Raw genomic sequence first — 20,559 nt, 5'->3', positions numbered from 1 at the left:
AGGTTAGCCGCCGGGGAGCGGCAGTCCGAGGACCCGGTAGAGGATGCCGATCGGGAGCCCGATATTCCCGATGAAGTGGGCAATGATCCCGGGCCAGGTGCTCCGGGTCCGCTGCGCGACGTAGGCTAGCGGAAGGGTCATCGGGAGATAGGCCACCACGCTGCCCAAGTTCGTGTGATAGAAGAAATGGAACAGATTCCACAAAAGCCCATTGACGAGCCACGCCCATCGGCCGAACACGAGCTCCTGCCGGGGAAGGATGATCCCCCGCCACCACAGTTCCTCGCCACCGATGTTGAAGAGCAGGCTCCCGAACACGAAGAACAGCCAGACATCCCAACGGCCTTTCAAATCAAAACCGAAATCCGCCTGGCGCATTCCGCCCATGAAGTCGCCGAATTCCTTGGAGGCATCATAGAACCGGACTCCCTCGACCCAGCCGGCGATCGGCCCGATCGCGAATTGTAGGGCATAGGTACCCAGCACCAGACCCAACGTCCAAGCCCAATCGGTCTTGGTCATCGAACGGAGCCGGAGCCGGTCACGAAACGGCGCCCAACTCCAGGGCCGGCCCTCGAGCCGGTAGGCGGCCACTGCGGCGACGAGCATCAGGACGAGCGGGCCGACAAAGGTGACGACAAAGACGAGAAACGGCGGCGAGCCATTCCGCACCATTGCCGGAAGGAGCCCGAGAATGGCGGTGGCGAAGATGGCCGCTGGAATGCCGAAATACAGGAGCGAGCCCAGGGGACCGATCGGCTTGAGTGGAATCTGGTCAGACACCGGCGTTTCTCGGTTCTTGATCAAGTCTTGGCGCGTTCGGGGGGGGCGGCGAACCCATTGTACGCTAACCCGAACTCGTCCGCAATTCGCCTGGTTGGCAAGAGGTCATTGGAGTGAAGGAGGCGGAGCTTGAACGATCGGGTCGGACAGGTAGGCGGCGCGAATCCAGATTGGGTGGACGCCGGTCGGGCCAACGTACCCCCGAGCCGGAGCGATCGAGAACTCAACCACATGGCGACCAGGCTCCTGGGCCGCCGGGGTAGCGGTGGCCCAACCGGCATGGCCGAGTCGGTTGCGATTGTCGGTCCGGGAGAGTTGGCCCACCGACCGGCACAACGTGAGGGCGACATCGCCCTCGGATCCGAGTTCGTACTCGAAGAACCCGGGCCAGTCGAGCTGAAACGGCGGGACCGGTCCGGCCGACCGGAGAAAACCCTGCGCCGGGGCCGTCGGCAGGGTGGCCTCTTCCGGCCAGGAACGGTTGTCCCGTCCGGGACCGCGATGCTCGGTGCCTAACGGCGCACTGCCATTGGGCCAAGGCCATGCCACCCTTCACTTCCCGCTCGGGTGTGGCTGGGAGGTGGGCGACGAAAGCCCGCATCAGGGTCCGCTCGAGCCACTGGTATCGGAGCAGCCGCCGGACCGTTTCGTCGACGCCGTAGCCGACCCGGGCCTCCGCCGCATAGCTGGCGGGCCCGGCGAGTTCCGGCACCCCGATCGACGACGCCATGATCAGCGTTCGCTCCGGGCGGCGCGGAGCATCGTGACGCCGGTGTAGAGCACCACCACCGCTACCAACCACCGCACCGCGGTCAGCGGCAGCGACTTGACGATCAACACGGCAATCAGCACCGCTGGAATTCCGCCGAGGGTCAGACCTAACGCCGCCCGCTGGCGATAGGCCCCCGCTCGCATGAACCGGATCCCAGCCATCACCATGAGAAACGCGCACGATCCCATCATGATCGGAAAGGCGGCCTTCGGGTTCATCCCGAGAACCGCGATCATGATCATGGCCGGACCATAGAGTCCGATTCCCAGGGTCATCAAGGCACCGAGAGCAAAATTGCCGGCCGCGGCCAGCGCCAGTTTCCCGCCAGTGAGTCCAACCGCATCGCCGCCGCCGACGACGATCCCGAGATTCGTCAGGGTAAACAACAGCGCCGCGACCAACAGCGCGGTGCCCATGCCGATCTGAATGGTCCGGCGGGGCCACCCGGCCACCACGCCGGCACCGAGCCAGGCGCCCAGCACGGCCGCCACGATCAACGTCAGAAGGGTCGTGAATTCCACCTCGACCACGGAGATGAAGAACAACGCCTGCACCAAGGTCGGAATCGTGTGGCCGACGTTCAGGGTCCCGGGGATTCGTTCGTCTGGTACCAGCTTGAGGAGCCGGTACATTGCCGTGGTCGGCGCGTACGAGCCGATCCCCAAGGTGTCGAAGAAGTTGATGACGAACCCGAGCCCGATATGGGTCGGGGTCGGCGGGCCGTGGTCGTCATCGGACTGGGCTTTGCCGATTTTGAACCAAACGACGATGTAGACAACGGCAAAGATGCCCAGCGCCGCGAGCAGGTAGACGACCCGAGAATCGGGCATGAGTAGTACCTCTGGATTGTGAAGGTTTACGGAGCGCCCAGTCCGACGATCGCCTCACCGGCATGCACGATCGGGTGCGAGACCCGCCAAAGAATGTATCCCGATTCCGGGGCCGTGAGGACAGCGCGCGGCAATCCCATCGGATCTCGGACCTCGGCCAGCGCGGCGCCGGCCTCGACGGGGTCGCCGGCGCGGACCAGGGTCCGGCACCAGCCCTCGGCGGGGGCCTCGAGAAACCGATACTGGGTCAGCTCAATTGGGCGGTGGACGGGGATCGCCCGGGCGCCGAGCATCCCGAGGTCCGCTGCCACCCCAAGCACGCCATCGAGATGGAATTCGACATCGGATTTTGGCATCAGGCCGTGCGAGCCGCCCTCGGCGAACACCGCGAACTCCCGGCGCGCCGCCCGGGCGGTACAACTCCGCCCGGACTGGCCAAGGAGCGACGGATTGATCCGAACCAGGAAATCGGATCCGAACGACCGAGCCAACTCGAGATTCCGCCCGTCGAACGCCGCATCCCCGGTTTCCTGGCACACGACGAAGCGCGACATCTCTTCCCGGAGATCGCCGCCATGGAGATCGATCAGGCTGACGGCGGCGTTGGCCCAGCTGGACAGGATCGCATCGGCAAGAGCCTCACTGAAGCTGCCATCCGGCCGGCCGGGAAAGCAGAAGTTGATGTTCTTGCCATCGATCGGGCAGAGATACTCGGTTCGTTCGCCGTAGCCCGGTCCGTTCACGACCGGAATGATGGAGATGGTGCCCCGAAGGGTGCGGGCATCAATTCGCTCGGCCAAGCGATACGCCGCCTCGACCCCGGCCACCTCGTTCGGATGAATCCCCGCCATCACCGCCAGGGTCGGGCCATCCGAGAGGCCGATGATGTCGATGGCCTGCCACGAATGCCCCGCCAGGGCGGGGGCCGCGAACCGGAGCGTCCGGTAGTTGATCCCGGCGCGGGTCATTGGTGTCGGGTGGCGAGCAAACCCATGCGCCACAACACAAAGACATAGTCGGTGGCGATTTCCCGGAGCCGGTCGTACCGGCCCGATGCCCCCGAATGCCCGGCGCCCAGATTGGTGTGCAACAGCAACGGATTGGAGTCGGTCTTCAGGGTTCGAAGCCGGGCCACGTACTTGGCGGGCTCCCAGTACATCACCTGGCTGTCGTTGAGCGAGGTCCGGACCAGCATGGCCGGATAGGCCTGGGCCGCCAGGTTGGTGTAGGGACAATAGGGCCGGATCCAGCGGTACTCGGCCAGGACGGCGGGATTGCCCCATTCCTCGTATTCGCCCACCGTCAGCGGCAGCGAGGCATCGAGCATCGTGTTGATGACGTCGACGAACGGAACCTGAAGGACCGCCGCTCCGCAGACCTCGGGGCGGAGGTTGAGCACCGCACCGATCAGGAGCCCACCGGCGCTCCCGCCCTCGATAACCAGGCGCGACCGATCCGTCTTGCCGATGGCAACCAGATGATCGGCGGCCGAGATGAAATCGGTGAACGTGTTCATTTTGGCGGCCATCTTGCCGGCATCATGCCAGGGCCGGCCCATCTCGCCGCCGCCCCGGATGTGCGCCACCGCGAAGACGACACCCCGGTCGAGCAGTGAAAGCCGGTTCGAGGTAAACGATACCGGATAGGGAATCCCATAGGAGCCGTAGCCGGTCAGATAGGTCGGGCGTGGCCCGGCCGCCATCTGATCCGTCCGCCACACCAGTGACACCGGGATCCGGGTCCCGTCGGCGGCCTTCGCAAACACCCGTTCACTCTGATATCGGGCCGGGTCGTAGTCACCCAGGACGTCCTTGCGTTTGAGGAGCGCCGACGTCCCATCCACCATGTCGAAATCGTAGACCGACGAGGCGGTCACGAACGATTCATACCGATAGCGGAGCTGATCGCTGTCCCATTCGGCGTTCATCCCGGGCCCGGCATCGTAGACCACCTCGGGGAACTCGACGTACCGCACCTGGTCGGTAGTCGCCTCCGCCACCCGGATCCGGGCCAGGCCGTCATGGCGCTCCCACGCCACCCAGTGCCCCGCAAAACACTCGACGCCCTCGATCACCACGTCACCCCGAAGCGGGAGCACCTCGGTCCAGTTGGCCGGCGCGGGGTCGACCACCGGCGCGGTCACGACCCGAAAGTTTTTGCCGCGGTCGTTGGTCCGAATGAAGAACCGGTCGCCGTGATGGTCGAGATCATATTCTCGATCCTGGATCCGCGGAGCCACCACTCGCCACGAACCGGCCGGCGTCGCTGCCTCGAGGATCTGGGCTTCGGTCGTGGTATGGCTGGCCGAGAAGAGGAGCAAAAATCGGCGGCTCCTCGTCCGGGTCACCATCACCCGGAACCGCTCATCGGTTTCCTCGTAGACGAGCACGGCGGGTTCGCCTAACGCCATCCGGTAGACCCGATAATCCCGTTTGGCGTGGTCTTCGATCGTGTACAGGATGGTACGGCTGTCCGCGGCCCAGACCGCCGACCCGGCCAGCGGCACCGGCTTGACGGCCATCGCCCCGGAGTCGAGGTCCTTGATGAAGAGGGTGTACTCCCGGCCCCCGGTCACATCGGTCGAGTAGCAGAGCTTCCGGCCGTCCGGGCTCACCTGCATCAGCCCGACGCTCAGATACGGATGCCCAACAGCCATGGGGTTCAGGTCGAGGAGGACCTCATCGGGTGCTCCCGCGGCGTCCCGGCGGCGGCAATAGGTCGGGTACTGCTTCCCTTCCTCGGTCCGGCTCCAATACCAGTAGCCGGTGTCCCGGTACGGCACCGACAGGTCGGTCTGTTTGATCCGGGCCAGCATTTCGTCATAGAGGCTGGTCTCGACCGCCTTGAACGGCTCAAGTACGGCCTCCGTGTAGGCGTTCTCGGCCTCCAAATAGGCCCGAACCTCGGGACGCTCCCGGTCGCGGAGCCAGAAATAGTCGTCCGTCAGGGTGTCGCCATGGAGGACGACCGGGTGCAGCTCCCGGAGGGCCACCGGCGGGGTGAGGCGTTGAGTCATCGATGAAATCTAGACGGAGGGAGGGTCGGGCCACGGCGCCGCGACCACATTCGAGGTGCCGATCGAGAGAAACACCTCCACACCCGCCGCGGCCTGCTGGGCCCGCTCCAACGCTCGCGGCGGCAGGCCCTCACCGAACCACACGACATCGGGCCGGAGCATCCCGCCGCATGCCGGGCACCGGGGAACCGCCTCGGTGTCCTCGAATGTCTCGGGCACCCGACTGCAGTCGAAACACTTGACCCGCCCGATATTGCCGTGAAGCTCCACGACGTCCCGGCTCCCAGATCGGGCATGCGGCCCGTCGACATTCTGAGTGATGAGCGTGCACCCCGGTACCAGCCGCTCCAAGGCCGCCAGCGCCAGATGGCCGGCGGTAGGCCGAGCGGCCGCCGCCGCCGAACGGCGCATTCGGTACCAGCTCCAGACCAAATCGGGATTGCGCCGAACCCCCCGGGGGGTGGCGAGGTCCTCGGGCCGGTAGTCGGCCCAGGGACCGGTCATCGTGTCGCGAAAGGTGGGGATCCCGCTTTCCGCCGATACTCCGGCCCCGGTCAGTACCGCGACCTGCCCTGCCGAACGGAGCGCCCCGGCAACTTCAGCGAGCAAGGAACCCTTCGAGACGGGTCTTCACGGCGGGCCATTCGTCATCCAGGATGCTGGAGTACACCGTGTCGCGGCGGACCCCGTCCCACATCAGCCGGTTCCGCCGAAGCACACCCTCCTTGACGGCGCCCAGGCGTTCGATGGCCTGCTGCGACCTGGTATTCCGACCATCGGTCTTGAGCTGGACCCGCAAGGCCCCCAAGTGGTCAAAAGCATGCCGGAGCAGCAACAGCTTGCACTCAGTATTGATCGGGGTCCGTTGGGCACCGACGCCGAGCCAGGTCCACCCGATCTCCAGGATTCGATCCGACCGGTGAATGTCGAGGTACCGCGTCGAACCGACTGCCCGATCGGATTTATCATCGATGGTCGTGAACGGAATCTCGAGGCCTTCGGAGGCGGCCTTCCAGGCTTTGTCGATCAATTGCTCCACAACAACCCGCGTGGCGGGTCGCGGCACCGGCATGTATCGCCAGATGTCGTCGTTTTGCGCGGCGTCCAGCAAATCGTCGATGTGGCGATGGTCGAGCGGCTCGAGCTGAACGTGCTCGCCGTAGAGAACCACCGGGGTTGGATTCGTGTGACCTCAATGTCCTCACTCGGACCAGCCCGCAAGAGTCCTTGCGGGCCATTCCCCGGCCCCCGACCTTTCCCCCATGATCGACCTTGCCCGGTTCGGCACCCGCGCCGCCATCTACCAGGACGGCGTCAGCCATACCTATGCCGAATTGGCTCGGCGCTCGGCGCTCGGCGCTCGGCACTCGGCACTCGGCGGGGGCGAAGCCCGAGTAGTCTTCCTGGTGCCGCCGGGGTTCATTCACGTGGCGGTGCAGCAGGCGATTTGGGGGGCCGGCGCGATCGCCGTGCCACTGGCCCTCTCGCATCCGGCCCGCGAGCTCGAGTACATCCTCGACGACAGCGGGGCCGGCTTGGCCATCGCATCCCCGGCCCTCTCTGACCGCCTACGCCCCCTGGCCGAAGCCCGCCGGATCCCGTTCCTCACCACCGACCAATTGCTCCAACCCGAAGCACCCCTCGCCGAGTGCCGAGCCCCGAGTGCCGAGTGCCGAGCCCGAGCCCTCATCGTGTACACCAGCGGAACGACGGGACGGCCCAAAGGCGTGGTGACCTCCCGCGGGGCGCTGGCAGCCCAGATCGAAACCTTGGTGGACGCCTGGGGATGGACCGCCAGCGACCGGAGCCTTCATGTCCTGCCGCTGCACCATATTCACGGCATCATCAACGCCCTCTCCTCGGCGTTGTGGGTGGGGGCCAGCGTCGAGTTCCTCGATCCCTTTGAACCGATCCGGGCCTGGGATCGCTTGGCCTCGGGCGAGATAACCGTCTTCACGGCGGTCCCGACGATTTACAACCGGCTGATCGCCGCGTGGGACGCGGCCGACCCCCCGACCCGGGCCCGTTGGTCTGCTGGAGCCCGCGGTCTTCGGCTGATGATGTCCGGCTCGGCCGCGCTTCCGGTGGGGGTGCTGATCCGCTGGGAGGGCATCACCGGTCACCGCCTCCTCGAGCGGTATGGGATGACGGAAATCGGCATGGCGCTGTCCAATCCCCTCCACGGGGAGCGCCGGGCCGGCACCGTCGGACAGCCCCTACCTAACGTGGAGATCCGGCTGACCGACGAAACCGGCGCCCCCGTTTTGGCGGGGCAACCGGGCCAGATCGAGGTCCGCGGGCCCCAAGTGTTCCACGAGTACTGGGGCCGGCCCGACGACACCGCCCGGAGTTTCAAGGATGGCTGGTTCGGCACCGGTGACGTGGCGCTGATCGAGGCCGGTTACTACCGGATTTTGGGCCGCGAGAGCACCGACATCATCAAATCGGCCGGCTACAAGATTTCGGCGCTCGAGATCGAGGAGTTGGCCCGCGAGCACCCAGACGTCACCGACTGTGCCGTGGTGGCACTGCCCGATCCCGACTTGGGCCAACGGATCGCGGCCGCAGTGGTACCGGCCCCAGGATCCGAACTCGCGGCGGGGCCGTTCCGGAGTTGGCTCAAGGAACGCCTGGCGCTCTACAAGGTGCCGAAGGACATCCGGTTCGTGGAGGAATTGCCGCGGAACGCGATGGGAAAGGTGGTCAAGCAGGATCTGCGTCGGCTCTTCGGCGGTGAATGATGGGCTCGGCACTCGGCCGTTTTGGGTGGGGCGGCACTGCTCGTTAGGTTGCGAGTATCACAGTCAGAGATCAAGGGGCTCCTATGTTCGTTCGCCTCCGGTTGGCACTCGGGTTGGTCCTCGGCTTGAACGCGGCGGCCGCCGCGCAAGGGTTTGAACCCCGGCTACTCGACGGACTGACCTGGCGGGACATCGGACCCCACCGGGCCGGCCGGACCAAGGCGGCGGTCGGGGTTCCCGGAAAACCCAACCTGTTTTATATCGGCGTGGTCAATGGCGGGGTGTGGAAGACCACCGATTTCGGGCGGACCTGGAGTCCGATCTTCGATGAGCAGTCCACGGGGTCGATCGGGGCGATCGCGATCGCGCCGTCCAATCCGGATATCATCTACGTCGGGAGCGGCGAAGGACTCCAGCGGCCCGATCTGTCCACCGGCAACGGGATTTACCGGTCCGCTGATGCCGGGCGGACCTGGCAGCACCTCGGACTCCGCGACGGCCAGCAAATTCCCCAAATCGTCGTCGACCCCCGCGATCCAAACCGGCTCTTCGTCGCGGTGCTCGGCCACCCGTACGGACCGAACGCCGAACGGGGGCTTTTCGTCTCTTCCGACGGCGGCCGAACGTTTACCAAGGTCTTGGGGTCCGACGAGAATACCGGGGCCATCGATGTGGTCCTTGATCCGGTCAACCCCGACGTCGTTTACGCCGCGCTCTGGGAGGCACGGCAGGCACCGTGGGAAAACGGGGCCTGGAATGGGCCCGGTACCGGCCTGTTCAAATCGGTTGACGGCGGGAAGACCTGGCGCCAACTGACCCAAGGCCTCCCGACGTTTGAGAAGGATGGACTGGGCCGAATCGGCCTGACCGTCGCGCCGAGTACGCCGAGCCGGCTGTTTCTGACGGCCGACCTCCGCGACGGGGGATATCTCTATCGTTCCGATGACGCCGGCGAGACCTGGACTCGGATCTCTGACGACCCCCGGATCGTGTCGCGGGCGTCGGACTTCGCGGAGGTGAAAGTCCATCCGACGAATCCGGACATCGTGTACACGGCGAGTGTCGTGGCGTGGAAATCGGTGAACGGCGGGCGAACCTTCACCGCCATGAAGGGGGCACCGGGCGGCGATGACTACCATCGGATCTGGATCAACCCGGCCAACCCGGACATCATCCTGATGGCCGTTGACCAAGGCGCGGTCATTACGGTCAACGGTGGCGAGACCTGGAGCAGCTGGTACAATCAACCGACGGCCCAGTTCTACCATGTGTCCACTGACAACGCGTTTCCGTACCGGGTCTGCGGCGGCCAGCAGGAGAGCGGCTCAGCCTGCGTCCGGAGCCGCGGCGATGGCGGCCAGATCACCTTTCGAGACTGGACCCCCGTCGGCGTCGAGGAGTACGGCTACGTCGCCGCCGACCCGCTGGATCCCGACGTCGTGTATGGCGGCAAGGTGACCCGGTTCGACCGGCGGACCGGTCAGGTTCAGGACGTGGCCCCGAAGCCGTTCCGGTCGCCCGGGTACCGAGCCCTCCGCACCGCCCCGGTCGTGTTCTCGACGGTCAACCCGCGAGCGCTCTACTTCGCAACCAATACGGTCTGGAAGACGCTGAACGGCGGCCACTCGTGGACCGAGATCAGCCCCGACCTGACCCGGACGGATTCGGTGGTCCCGCCGAATGTGGGACGCTACGCCACCACTCCGGTGGCGATGGCCCGGCACCCTGGCGTGATCTACACCGTGGCGCCGTCGTATCTCCGGGAGAACATCCTCTGGGCCGGAACCGACGACGGGCTCATCCATCTGACGGTAGATGGCGGACGGACCTGGAAGAACGTGACGCCCCCCGCCCTGACCCCGTGGGCCAAGGTCTCCTTGATCGACGCCTCCCACTTCGATCCGCTCACCGCCTATGCCGCGATCAACACGCTCCGCTTGAGCGACCTGACGCCCCACATCTACCGGACCCGGGACGGCGGCCGCACCTGGACGCACATCACCGAAGGCATTCCAACCGGCGCCACCATCAACGCGGTCCGCGAAGACCCGAAGCGGAGGGGACTCCTGTTTGCCGGAAGCGAAACCACCGTGTACGTGAGTGTCGATGACGGCGACCACTGGCAGTCGCTCCGGCGGAACCTCCCGGCCACCTCGATTCGCGACCTCGTCATCAAAGACGATGATCTCGTCGTCGGCACCCACGGCCGCGGCTTCTGGATTCTCGATAACATCACGCCGCTTCGGCAACTGACCGGGGAAACCGCCCGGCGGGACGCCGTACTCTTCACGCTCCAGACGGCCACCCGGGTGCGCTGGAACATGAACACCGACACCCCGATTCCGCCGGAGGAGCCCGCCGGCCAGAATCCGCCCGATGGCGCGATCATCGACTACTGGCTGGCCAAGACCGCCTCCGGCCCGATCAGCCTCGAGATTCTCGACTCCACCGGGGGAGTGGTTCGCCGGTACTCGAGCGACCAAGCCGCGGCAGCGATTGCCGACGAGGGAAATGTGCCGGCGTACTGGATCCGGCCGACTCGGGTTCTCAAGGCAACCGCTGGCGCCCACCGGTTCCTCTGGGACCTCAAGTATCCGGAGCCCGAGGGCTTCAGCCGCTCATTCCCGATTGCGGCCATCAAAGGGCAAACCGACAAGGAACCCGACGGCGTCTGGGTAATGCCAGGCCGCTATCAGGCCCGGCTCACCGTCAATGGCGTGAGCACGACGCAGTCGTTCCGCGTCCGGATGGATCCCCGGGTCAGGACCTCGACGGCAGCCCTCCGGCGGCAATTCGTCCTGTCACGGAGGATTTCCGATGCCGCCGGCCGGATAGCCGGCGCCGACCAGACGCCAGCGCTCTCGGGATTGTTAGGCCAGTTGCAACAACTCTACGGCACCCTCCAAGGAGCCGACCAGGAACCCACGGCCTCGACCGTCGCGGCCGTGACGGACCGATTGGGCGCGCTCGACCGGATCCTCGGCCGGCCCCGCTAACCCGCCGTGAGCCGGCAAAGGACTGGGGCCACGGTGACCTCGAGGACGTCAAGGCGGGTGCCAACTACCTGAAGAAACTTCCCTACGTCAACGCCGCGCGGATCGGGATTACCGGCACCAGTTACGGCGGCTGTATGACCCTCTCAGCCATCACCTTTGCTCCGGGCTTTTTTCAGGCGGCGGTGTCCGGCGCCGGGTATGGCGACTGGATCGACTGCTACACCGAGCAGGAGTATCGTCACGTCAAGTTGTTGGATTACGAGTACGGACCCTTGTCACCCGAGACCAAAGCGCTCTACCAGCGCAGTTCGCCGTACTATGACGTGAGCAAGATCGAAACACCGGTCATGCTGGTTCACGGCACCGGACGGTTCCCCAACTCCCACGCCTCGAAGAAATTCGCGGACGGACTCGAACGCTACTACAAGGTGTTCAGCTACAGGACGTATCCGAACGAGAACTGTTACGTCAACAACCCAACCAATCAACGACAAATGTTTCTCGACATGGTGGAGTTTTTCAACGCATACCTGAGGGATCAATGATGCGACGGATCGTGGTGGGGCTCGTGGTGATCTCGGCATTCGGCGCTCGGCGCTCGGCGCTCGGCCAGGCGGCGGCGGTGGCGGAGCGGGTGGTTTCGGTGGGGTCGCTGGTGGCGGGCGAGGGGCCGCTATGGAGCCCGGATGGGAGCCGGATTCTTTATCCGTCGTCGCTCGGCGGGGGGGCGATCTGGAGCGTGGGGGTGGATGGCGGGGCTCCCGTCCGAGTCACCCGGGAGATCGCGACCGGACTCGTCCGCCTCGCTCCCCGGGGCGACGTCCTCGTGTACCTGAGCGACAAGGGGGGCAACCCCGAGATCTGGCTCTGGAATCTCGCGGCCGGCACCGACCGCCGGCTCACCAATCTGGGCGCCCGGATCAATGCCCTGAGCTGGTCGCCGGACGGGAAGACCATCGCGTTCTCGGCCCTGCGGTACGGTCAATTCGACCTCTGGAGCGTCGACGTCGCCACCGGCAAGGTGCTTCAGGTTACCAGCGACCCACGCTACGAAACCTACCCCGTGTGGACCCCCGACGGCCGGTCATTGCTTTACATTCGCTCGGACGACCGCTGGGCCGACCATGAGATCATGATGGTACCGGCGGCGGGAGGCGCGTCCCGAGTCATCGCCACCGATCAAGACCTGTTCGACTACGGCACCATGAGCCCCCGAGCCCGGTTCGGATATCCGCTGCTTTCCCCCGATGGGAAATCGGTCCTCTTCCGGTCGCACCGAAGCGGCTGGATCAACTATTGGGTCGCCGGCCTCGACGGCGGGGCCCCGCGGCAACTCGCCCCGGAAGCGGCCGACCAAAGTGATGCGAAATGGTCGCCTGACGGCTCCTCGGTGGTCTTTGCGTCGCTCCACAACGGAACCCAAGACCTTCGAATCGTCGCGGCAACCGGCGGGGCCGCCCGGATCGTCGTGCCGGTCACCCGGGGGGTGGCCGCCTCACCCGAGTGGTCTCCGGACGGGAGCAAGATCGCGTTTACACTCGCCACCCCGACCCGGCCCGCGGATCTCTATCTCGTCGCCGCGGCCGGGGGAGCGACCAAGGCCCTGACCACGTCGATCACCCCGGAAATCGAGAAGACCCTCATCGCTCCGGAAAAAGTCACCTATCAAAGCGACGGGTTCACGATCACGGGCTATCTCTACCGCCCGGCCCTGATCCGCCCGGGGGAAAAGCTCCCCGGTATCCTCTACATCCACGGCGGCCCGACCGGACAGTTCAGCGACACCTACTTGCCGCAGGCCCAGTTCCTGGCCCAGATGGGCTACGCCGTCCTGGCCCCGAACATTCGGGGCAGTTCCGGCTACGGGAAGGCCTTCGAGGACGCCAACAACCCGTGTTGGACCCATTGCGACCTTCGGGACGTGGTCCAGGGTGTGGCCTTGCTCAAGACGCTCCCCTACGTCCAGGCCTCCCGGATGGGCATTACCGGCAACAGCTACGGCGGGATCATGAGCATGGGAGCCATCGCCCACGCGCCCGGGGTGTTTCAGGCGGCGGCGCCCCAATCGGGCTACGCTGATTGGATCGGTTTTCAGAGCTACAACACCGAGCTTCAGCATTCGAAGCTCAATGCCTACGAATGGGGCCCCTACCCGGACAGCGCCGCGGTCTACCGGCGGAATTCCTCGATCTTCTCGGCGGCAGCGGTCACCACGCCGGCCTTCGTGCTCCATGGCGACGGGGTTACCCAGGCGTGGCGGCCGGGCGTCTACCCGATCCCGGCCTCCCTCGAGTTCGTCCATGCCCTCGACCGGCTCAACAAGGTCGTCAAATACAAGGTCTACCCGGGGGAGACCTACTACGTGGGCGGGCGGGAGAACTCGAAACAGGTCCTGCTCGATCTCCTGGAGTGGTTCGACCAGTACCTCAAGGACAGTTAGGCGGATATCGAGGGGGGGCTTGCGGAATCCGAGCGTTAGGATAGCGCCGCCGGAGCCCCCAAAATCCCCCCCCTTCCGCAATGGCGAAATTGGGCGCATAATAGGGTCGGCATCCATTCACACCTAACCATTCGGACCACGAATCATGGCAACTCGTCGACCTTCGACCCGGTCTAAGGCAGCCCCCAAGACCCGTTCGCGCTCGACCTCGAAGGTTCCCGGTATCTCGCGGATCGACCAGGCGAGTACCCGGACCTTCGGCTGGTTCTGCCGCTTTGGGTATCGCCCAACCCCGAGCGGAACCCGTCCCAAGTTCACCGCCTTCTTCGGCGATGTCAGCAATGGCGGCAAGAAAAAGGCCTTCGACAAGGCGATGGCCTGGCTCAAGACCGTCCAGCGCAGCGGACGGCCGCCCAAGAAGAAATAGGTCCGTCGGACCGAGCGAACCCGGCCGGCTATCGTTCACCTATGCTCCGAAAGTTCCTCGCCGCCCTCGGACTCGTCGCTCTCGTTTTCACCGCCGGGGCGTTCGACCTCCGCGAGCACGGCTCGATCCTGCCCGGTCTCGGCGGTCGCCCGATCGAGGCCGTCGTCGACGTCGCACTCACTGGAGACTCCACCGGCTACGCGGCGTTCGCCATCAATCGCTGCCGATTCCTGCTCGGCAAACGCCGGAAAGCCTGCTACGAGGAACTGCTCCTCGCCACTGTGGCACGACAGCACGTCCGCCTCGCCATGGACGGCCTGTCCATCATCAGCCAGCGTGATCCCGAAACCCAGAAGTACGGCCACGACCTGACCCATGTGGTCGGGATCAATGCGTGGACCCCCGACGAAGCCGTCGGCCCGGTGTACGACTCCTGCACCGGGCTGTTCCAATCCGGCTGCTACCATGGCGTGGTCCAGGCCTATCTCGACGCGCAAGGCACCGACAGCACCACCGTCTACGGCCTCTGCAATCAAATCAACTCGGCGGCCACCAACGCCTGGCTCCGGTTTCAGTGCGTGCACGGCATTGGACATGGGTTGGTCAGCAACATGGCCATGCACCTGCCCAAAGCCCTGGCCGGATGCGATTGGCTGGTCCGCGAGTGGGACGCGGCCTCCTGCTATGGTGGAGCCTTCATGGAGTTCATCGTCGCGGCCCGGGGCCAATCGCACCATCCGCACAAACCGGCGGTGGCCGCCGCCGAAGAGCAGGACCATGACGGTCACGACATGAACGCCATGGCGGCCGACTCCTTTCCGGCCCGGAACCGGGCCGATCCGCTCTACCCCTGCTCCGCCCTGGCCCCGAAGTACCAATCGGCCTGCTACGGGATGCAGGCGGGCATCATCATCGAAATCGTTGGGGCCGACTTCGGCAAGATCGCCAAGGCGTGCGATCGGGCGCCGCTCGGCATGCGGCCGGCCTGTTACCAAGGCGTCGGCACCTTCGTGAGCGGCTATGTGGTGCGGAACCAGGAAAAGGCCATCAAGCAGTGCGAGAAGGGCAGCCCGGAGTACCAAGCGTGGTGCTTCGTCGGCGTTGTGAAGAACTTGATCGACGTCACCGCCCTCCCGGATGAGGGCCTGAGTTTCTGCGCCCGGCTTACGGACCGGGCCCTGGCGGTGGCCTGCTACACCGCCATCGGCGAGCAAATGGGGATTCTTTTTCCCAATTTCGACCAGCGCGAGGCCCAATGCGCCAAAGCGCCCGTTCCCTACATCCCGGCCTGCCGGTACGGCGCCGTCCTGATCGGCGAGCGGCCCCCCGAACTGACCCCGTTCGTCCCGACGACCTGATTGTTAGACGTCACCCCTCGAGCCGCCGGAGGAACCGGCCTGGATCGAGCAGAAAATCCCGGATCAAGGTGACGTGGTCGAGCGACTGATACACGGTGGGCCATGCCGTGCTCGCCGTGGACGAGGCCACCCTGAACCGGACCCTGGCTCACGAGCGAATCCACGTCACCCAGTTCGAACGGTGGAGTCTTTTGTTCCCGGTGGTGTACGGCTTGACCTCATGGGCCGCGTGGCGCCGCGGCCAACACTATTATCTCGATAACCGCTTTGAGCGGGAAGCCCGGGAGGGGGCAGGGCATCCCTAGGCTTCGTCGGTATCGACCTGGCCCGTCACCTTCCGGGTCACATGCGACCAGGACATCCCGATCGTCAGCACCAGCGCCAGGGCGACGAGGACGACATGAGCCACCGCCCGGCTGCTGGACGGGTTCAGAACGTGCCAGTCGATCAAAGCCCAGGCCAACGCGCCGAGGATCCCGAGCATCAACAGGGCGCCCGTCCATCCGATCGACCGGCGGGTGGCCTGCAGGAAGAACACCCACACCGCCACCAACAGCAGGCCGACCAACAGTTTCATGGGCAGTTGCTGGCGGACGAGATCCAGTTGACCTTGAACCAGTGGGTTCAAGGCCCAATGGAAGAAGGAAAAGCCTTCGGGGTTGAAGGTGCCGTACACCAAAACCAAGGCGGCCAGGAACCGCCCCAGAACGCCCTTCCAAGAAACCCCTTCTCTGCCTGCATTGCATCCTCCGGTAGGCGCCGCCGGGCAAGGTAGCGGCCCCTTAGGCACCTTGCCAGCCAATCAGGCGTACCTGATTGGACGGGCCCAAGGTATTTTTATTGCGGCTCCCCCTAGAACACCCATTTCTTTCCTGGACCGTACCATGCCAACGGAACTGAGTCCTATCGCCAAGGCAATTCGGGCTCAATTATCCCGACACAAGGACCCCAGGGCAGCCGCCGGCGCCAAGGCCTACATGAAGTCCGAGATGCCGTTCTACGGAGTGGCGGCCCCGGAACTTCGGAAGATCTGCGGCGCGGTGTTCGAGGCCCACCCCATCAGCATGGCCGCCGACTGGCGCCGGATCATTGCCGAGCTCTGGGATCTGGCCACCCATCGCGAAGAGCGGTACGCCGCCATCGAATTGGCCGCCTACCCGCCGTACCAGCGGTTCATCTCCCTGGCCTCCCTGCCGTTGTGTCGCCGGATGATCCAGGAAGGGGCTTGGTGGGATTACGTCGATAGCCTGGCTCATCGGGTGGCCGTGCTTCTCGCCACTTATCCGGACCGGGTCAAGCCGACGCTCCGGGCCTGGGCCCGGCACGAGAACATCTGGCTCCGCCGGGTCGCGATCATCAGTCAGGTCGGATTTCGGGAACAAACCGACGTCGGATTGCTCCACGACTGCATTGCCCCGTCACTCCAGGCCCCTGAGTTCTGGCTCCGCAAAGCCATCGGCTGGGCCCTCCGGGAGCACGCCAAGGCCAACCCTGAGGATGTTCGCCAGTACCTCGTGGCGCACCAAGCCGACTTATCGCCTCTGTCCCGCAAAGAAGCCATGAAGGGCTTCACCTTCGTGAAAAAGCACGGTACTCTTCGGCAGACTAACAGGAGTGGCAAATGAACCGGCGCAATTTCGTGGCGGGCGTGAGTGGATCGGTGCTCGGCGCTCGGGTGCTGGTCGGGACGACGTCCAACCTCGGCATGCCCAGCGCCGAGTCATCGGTCGCCGAACTCCAAGCGGGGATGCAATCCGGAGCGTACACCGCCCGTGAGGTAACCGAGATGTACCTGGCCCGGATCGAGAGCATCGACCGGCGCGGTCCGGCGGTTAACTCCGTCATCGAGGTCAATCCGGAAGCGATCGGCATCGCGGAATCGCTCGATCAGGAGCGGCGGGCCGGACGGGTTCGCGGACCGCTGCACGGGATCACGATTCTGATCAAGGACAACATCGACACCGCCGACCGCATGCAGACGACGGCCGGCTCGTTGGCCCTCGAGGGATCGATCGCACCCAAAGATGCCGGTATTGTCGACCGGCTCCGGGCCGCCGGATGCGTTCTGATCGGCAAGACCAACCTCAGTGAGTGGGCCAACTTCCGGTCCAGTAATTCGTCGAGCGGGTGGAGCGGCCGGGGCGGGCAGACCAAGAACCCGTACGTCCTCGACCGGACCCCCTGCGGATCGAGCGCCGGGTCGGGGGCCGCCGGGGCCGCCGCCTTGGCCACGATCACCATCGGAACCGAAACCGACGGCTCGATCGTCTGTCCGTCCTCGATCAACGGGTTGGTGGGCATCAAACCGACCGTTGGGCTGTGGAGCCGGGCCGGCATCATTCCGATCTCCCATACCCAGGATACCGCGGGCCCGATGTGCCGGAGCGTGGCCGATGCCGCCGCGCTCCTTGGCCCGCTCACCGGCGTCGACCCGCGCGATCCCGCCACCACCGCGAGCCGCGGGCACTCGGAGACCGACTATCGCCGGTTCCTCGATCCGGCCGGCCTCCGGGGAGCCCGGATCGGCGTAATGCGAAAGCACATGAACATCAGCGCCAAGACCGAGGCGGTCTACGACGCGGCCATCGCGGCGATCAAGGCGGCCGGCGCCACCATCGTCGACTCCGTGGACTTGGCCGATCCCGGTCCACTCGGCGCGGCGGAATGGCAAGTCCTGGCCTATGAGTTCAAGGCCGGCGTCGAGGCCTATCTCGGATCGTTAGGCAGCACCGCCAAGCACCGGACACTCGCGGATCTCATCGCGTTCAATCTGGCCAATCGGACCCGGGAAATGCCCCACTTTGCCCAGGAAACATTCGACTTGGCCGCCAAGATGGGCCCGCTCTCGAGCCCCAAGTACCGGACCCTGCTGGCCACCTGCCGGCGGTTGGCTCGGACCGAAGGCCTCGATCGGCGGTTCAACCAGCACCGGCTCGATGCCTTGATTTCGGTCACGTCCGGGCCGGCCTGGCCGATCGACCTCGTCAACGGCGATCGCTTCACCGGCGGAAGCTCAACCTACGCCGCGGTAGCGGGTTATCCGAACATCACGGTGCCCATGGGTCAGATCGGCGGCCTGCCGGTCGGCTTGTCGTTCGTGGGCCGGGCGTGGAGCGAGGGCCGCCTGATACAACTGGCCTATGGGTTCGAAGAAACCACCAAAGCCCGCATGGTTCCGACCTTCCGGACCACCATCGGCTGACCGCCCTTTCCCTCCCCGGGCGACCCTGGGATCTTCGAACCCATGCCGATCGCCCGCAAAGCCAGGATTTTCTGGCCGGTCGTTCTCCTGGTGTTCTTGGCCGACTGTAGCACCAAAGACCTCGCGGAGACCCACTTGGTGCCGTGGGTCTCCGAGCCGGTGGTCGGGGATGTATTTCGCTTGACCCTGGCCTACAACCCTCAGGCCGCCATGAGCATCTCCCTCGGAGAGCAATCGCGGCCGATCATCAGCCTGATCGTGCTGATCCAGATCGGGGTCCTCGGCTACCTGTACCGGAAGAGCACCAACCGTGACACGATCAAAGTGCTGGCCATCGCCCTCGTCATCGCCGGGGCGGTCGGCAATCTGGTCGACCGGATCCGGTCGCCGCGCGGGGTGGTGGATTTCATCGACGTCGGCATCGGATCGATTCGGTTCTGGACCTTCAATCTCGCCGACATCGGCGTGACGGTCGGTGCCGTGCTGCTGGCGTGGCAATTGTCCCGGAGTGAGGAACCACAACCTGGATGAAATGGGTCTTGCTGGGATTGCTGGTCGCCACCGAAGCGGCGACGGCCCAAACCGCCCCGGCCCTAGGCCGGCTCTCGAACGCCGGGGTCGGTCGGGCCGCGTCCCAGGTAGACTCCGTCTTTGTGGATCGGACCAAACCCTCCGCCTTGATCGATGGCGGTGACTGGGCCTCGTACCTGTTGGCCCGGCTCGGGGCCGGACCGGTTCCTGACAGCCTGGGAATCGCCATCGATATCGACTCGACGCACATCGAAGTGTCCGGTCGCCTCGCCGACCTGCCGCCGGAAACCCGGGCCCTCCTCGGCCCCCTCGCGGCGCGGTTCAGTCCCAATACGATCGTCGCCGCCGACATCATCGTCCAGCGAACCGGCCGAGAATTAATGCGATTCTGGCTCCGGGGTCTCAACGTCAACGGACGTCCTTTTCCGGAGTTCTTTCTCGCTCCGATGATGGCCTCCGTCGGGCGCCAGTATCCGGCGCTGACCAAGAGTGGCCGCGACCTCTACGTCCAAGTGCCCCCCGACGGCCAATTCGCGCTCGGCGACGGTGGCGTCGTCATTGCGGTGATCGCGGCTCCCGACAGCGGGGCCGCTGCCCGTCCCCCGCTGCGGAGGCGCTAGGGCGGGATTCTGCCGCCTGTACCTGGGCATCGTGGGGCTCGCGTTTCTCGTCAATCCCGTGGAGATGGCGGGCTTCCTCTCGCTCCGGCTTGGGTCCCGCGATCACGTGGAAATTCGGGCGGTCGAGGGCGGTCTCCGACTGGGGCTCGGCGGGTTCCTCCTAGTGGCGAGCCGGCAAGATCGGTGGATCCGAGCCGCCCTCGGTTCGGTAATCCTCAGCGGATGCGGGCTGGCCTTCGGACGGGGGATCGGGATGGTCCTCGAACGTCAGGTCGATCGGGTTCAGTTTGGAGTGCTCCGGTTGGAGCTCGGGGCGGCCGTCGTAGCGTTCGCCGCATTCAACCATGCCCGCGGCGCCATTGAGACCGGGTTCCACGAGGTTCGCCAGGCGTTGGAAGCGGCGGGACCCGCCGGCCTCCTAGCCGAAATCCCGGCCGACAGCACCGCCTTCCTGGAGCAGATCGCCCCCGAACGAGAGGGTCTGGGCCGGATGCTGGCGGATCGCCTCGTTGCCTCGTTCACCGCCGATGCGCCGAATCGGATTCAGGACCTCCGGGAGGCCGTGGGCCGCGGCGACGCGGAAGCCGCCCAACGGATTGCCCAAACCTTGATAGGGATGTGCGGCTTGATCGGGGCCGAACCGCTCGCCAAATTGGCGGCGCTGGTAGAAGCCGACGCCCGCCTCAAGCGGGTCGGCCAAGCGGAGCGGTACCTGGAGCACCTCGACGTCGAGTTGGCCCGGGTCCAGGCCGAGCTCAAGCGGTAGCAGGCAACACCCAAAATGGGGTCCGGGGAAGTTGCCCCGGCCCCTAGCCCCTAACGCCCCTCGTCGATAGGCTACTA

The 20,559-nt window shown here is 65.5% G+C and carries 19 protein-coding genes; 11 read left to right on the top strand and 8 right to left on the bottom strand.

All coding sequences use genetic code 11. The features are described from left to right. Nucleotides 1–3: 3 nt before the first annotated feature. From EXR94_09490 to EXR94_09460, 7 genes are all read right to left on the bottom strand, one after another. A complete protein-coding gene (locus tag EXR94_09490) occupies nt 4–783 on the bottom strand; it encodes a CPBP family intramembrane metalloprotease (protein MSR02951.1) in 780 nt (259 codons plus the stop codon). A gap of 105 nt (nt 784–888) precedes the next feature. Next, on the bottom strand, nt 889–1,332 hold the full coding sequence (locus EXR94_09485) for a hypothetical protein (GenBank protein ID MSR02950.1): 444 nt from the start codon (nt 1,330–1,332) through the stop codon (nt 889–891). A gap of 183 nt (nt 1,333–1,515) precedes the next feature. Beyond that, nucleotides 1,516–2,385 (bottom strand): sulfite exporter TauE/SafE family protein, encoded by an 870-nt coding sequence (locus EXR94_09480; protein MSR02949.1) that lies wholly within the window; start codon nt 2,383–2,385, stop codon nt 1,516–1,518. A gap of 26 nt (nt 2,386–2,411) precedes the next feature. Continuing rightward, a complete protein-coding gene (locus EXR94_09475) occupies nt 2,412–3,353 on the bottom strand; it encodes a succinylglutamate desuccinylase (GenBank protein MSR02948.1) in 942 nt (313 codons plus the stop codon). After that, complete coding sequence (locus EXR94_09470) at nt 3,350–5,401, bottom strand: S9 family peptidase (protein MSR02947.1); 2,052 nt, start codon at nt 5,399–5,401, stop codon at nt 3,350–3,352. The genes EXR94_09475 and EXR94_09470 overlap by 4 nt, the downstream gene beginning before the upstream one ends. A gap of 9 nt (nt 5,402–5,410) precedes the next feature. Then, the gene (locus EXR94_09465) at nt 5,411–6,010 is read right to left on the bottom strand and encodes an NAD-dependent protein deacylase (GenBank protein ID MSR02946.1); all 600 of its coding nucleotides are present in this window, start codon (nt 6,008–6,010) and stop codon (nt 5,411–5,413) included. Next, nucleotides 6,000–6,572: an N-acetyltransferase gene (locus EXR94_09460; protein MSR02945.1), complete on the bottom strand. Its 573-nt coding sequence runs from the start codon at nt 6,570–6,572 to the stop codon at nt 6,000–6,002. The genes EXR94_09465 and EXR94_09460 overlap by 11 nt, the downstream gene beginning before the upstream one ends. A gap of 91 nt (nt 6,573–6,663) precedes the next feature. Here EXR94_09460 and EXR94_09455 point away from each other — a divergent pair, with 91 nt between their 5' ends. From EXR94_09455 to EXR94_09430, 6 genes are all read left to right on the top strand, one after another. Continuing rightward, complete coding sequence (locus EXR94_09455; GenBank protein ID MSR02944.1) at nt 6,664–8,142, top strand: long-chain fatty acid--CoA ligase; 1,479 nt, start codon at nt 6,664–6,666, stop codon at nt 8,140–8,142. A 2,866-nt stretch (nt 8,143–11,008) separates the two neighbouring features. Beyond that, nucleotides 11,009–11,683 (top strand): hypothetical protein, encoded by a 675-nt coding sequence (locus tag EXR94_09450; GenBank protein ID MSR02943.1) that lies wholly within the window; start codon nt 11,009–11,011, stop codon nt 11,681–11,683. Further along, nucleotides 11,680–13,578 (top strand): S9 family peptidase, encoded by a 1,899-nt coding sequence (locus EXR94_09445; protein ID MSR02942.1) that lies wholly within the window; start codon nt 11,680–11,682, stop codon nt 13,576–13,578. The genes EXR94_09450 and EXR94_09445 overlap by 4 nt, the downstream gene beginning before the upstream one ends. 145 nt (nt 13,579–13,723) lie before the next feature. Next, nucleotides 13,724–14,005, top strand: a complete 282-nt coding sequence (locus EXR94_09440; GenBank protein MSR02941.1) for a hypothetical protein — start codon at nt 13,724–13,726, stop codon at nt 14,003–14,005. A gap of 41 nt (nt 14,006–14,046) precedes the next feature. Continuing rightward, on the top strand, nt 14,047–15,363 hold the full coding sequence (locus EXR94_09435) for a hypothetical protein (GenBank protein MSR02940.1): 1,317 nt from the start codon (nt 14,047–14,049) through the stop codon (nt 15,361–15,363). Nucleotides 15,364–15,479: 116 nt separating this feature from the next. After that, a complete protein-coding gene (locus EXR94_09430; GenBank protein ID MSR02939.1) occupies nt 15,480–15,668 on the top strand; it encodes a hypothetical protein in 189 nt (62 codons plus the stop codon). On the opposite strand, the gene EXR94_09425 is transcribed toward EXR94_09430, so the two are convergent. Next, entirely contained in the window at nt 15,665–15,940 is a 276-nt protein-coding gene (locus EXR94_09425) for a hypothetical protein (protein MSR02938.1), read from the bottom strand. The two genes, EXR94_09430 and EXR94_09425, sit on opposite strands and share 4 nt — an antisense overlap. A gap of 307 nt (nt 15,941–16,247) precedes the next feature. On the opposite strand from EXR94_09425, the gene EXR94_09420 reads away from it, so the two are divergent. From EXR94_09420 to EXR94_09400, 5 genes are read left to right on the top strand one after another with little or no spacing between them, the layout of a single operon-like run. Continuing rightward, entirely contained in the window at nt 16,248–16,988 is a 741-nt protein-coding gene (locus EXR94_09420; GenBank protein MSR02937.1) for a DNA alkylation repair protein, read from the top strand. Beyond that, entirely contained in the window at nt 16,985–18,565 is a 1,581-nt protein-coding gene (locus tag EXR94_09415) for an amidase (GenBank protein ID MSR02936.1), read from the top strand. The genes EXR94_09420 and EXR94_09415 overlap by 4 nt, the downstream gene beginning before the upstream one ends. A gap of 42 nt (nt 18,566–18,607) precedes the next feature. After that, a complete protein-coding gene (lspA, locus tag EXR94_09410; GenBank protein ID MSR02935.1) occupies nt 18,608–19,096 on the top strand; it encodes a signal peptidase II in 489 nt (162 codons plus the stop codon). Then, nucleotides 19,093–19,716 carry a hypothetical protein gene (locus EXR94_09405; GenBank protein MSR02934.1) on the top strand — a complete coding sequence of 208 codons (624 nt, stop codon included), beginning with the start codon at nt 19,093–19,095 and terminating at the stop codon, nt 19,714–19,716. The genes lspA and EXR94_09405 overlap by 4 nt, the downstream gene beginning before the upstream one ends. Before the next feature lie 31 nt (nt 19,717–19,747). After that, nucleotides 19,748–20,482 carry an Hpt domain-containing protein gene (locus EXR94_09400; protein ID MSR02933.1) on the top strand — a complete coding sequence of 245 codons (735 nt, stop codon included), beginning with the start codon at nt 19,748–19,750 and terminating at the stop codon, nt 20,480–20,482. The last annotated feature ends 77 nt before the right edge of the window (nt 20,483–20,559 follow it).

Source organism: Gemmatimonadota bacterium (genome assembly GCA_009692115.1).
Lineage (GTDB): Bacteria > Gemmatimonadota > Gemmatimonadetes > Gemmatimonadales > GWC2-71-9 > SHZU01.
The sequence above is the reverse complement of the archived record's forward strand: the minus strand, read 5'-3'. Positions and strand labels throughout refer to the sequence as shown.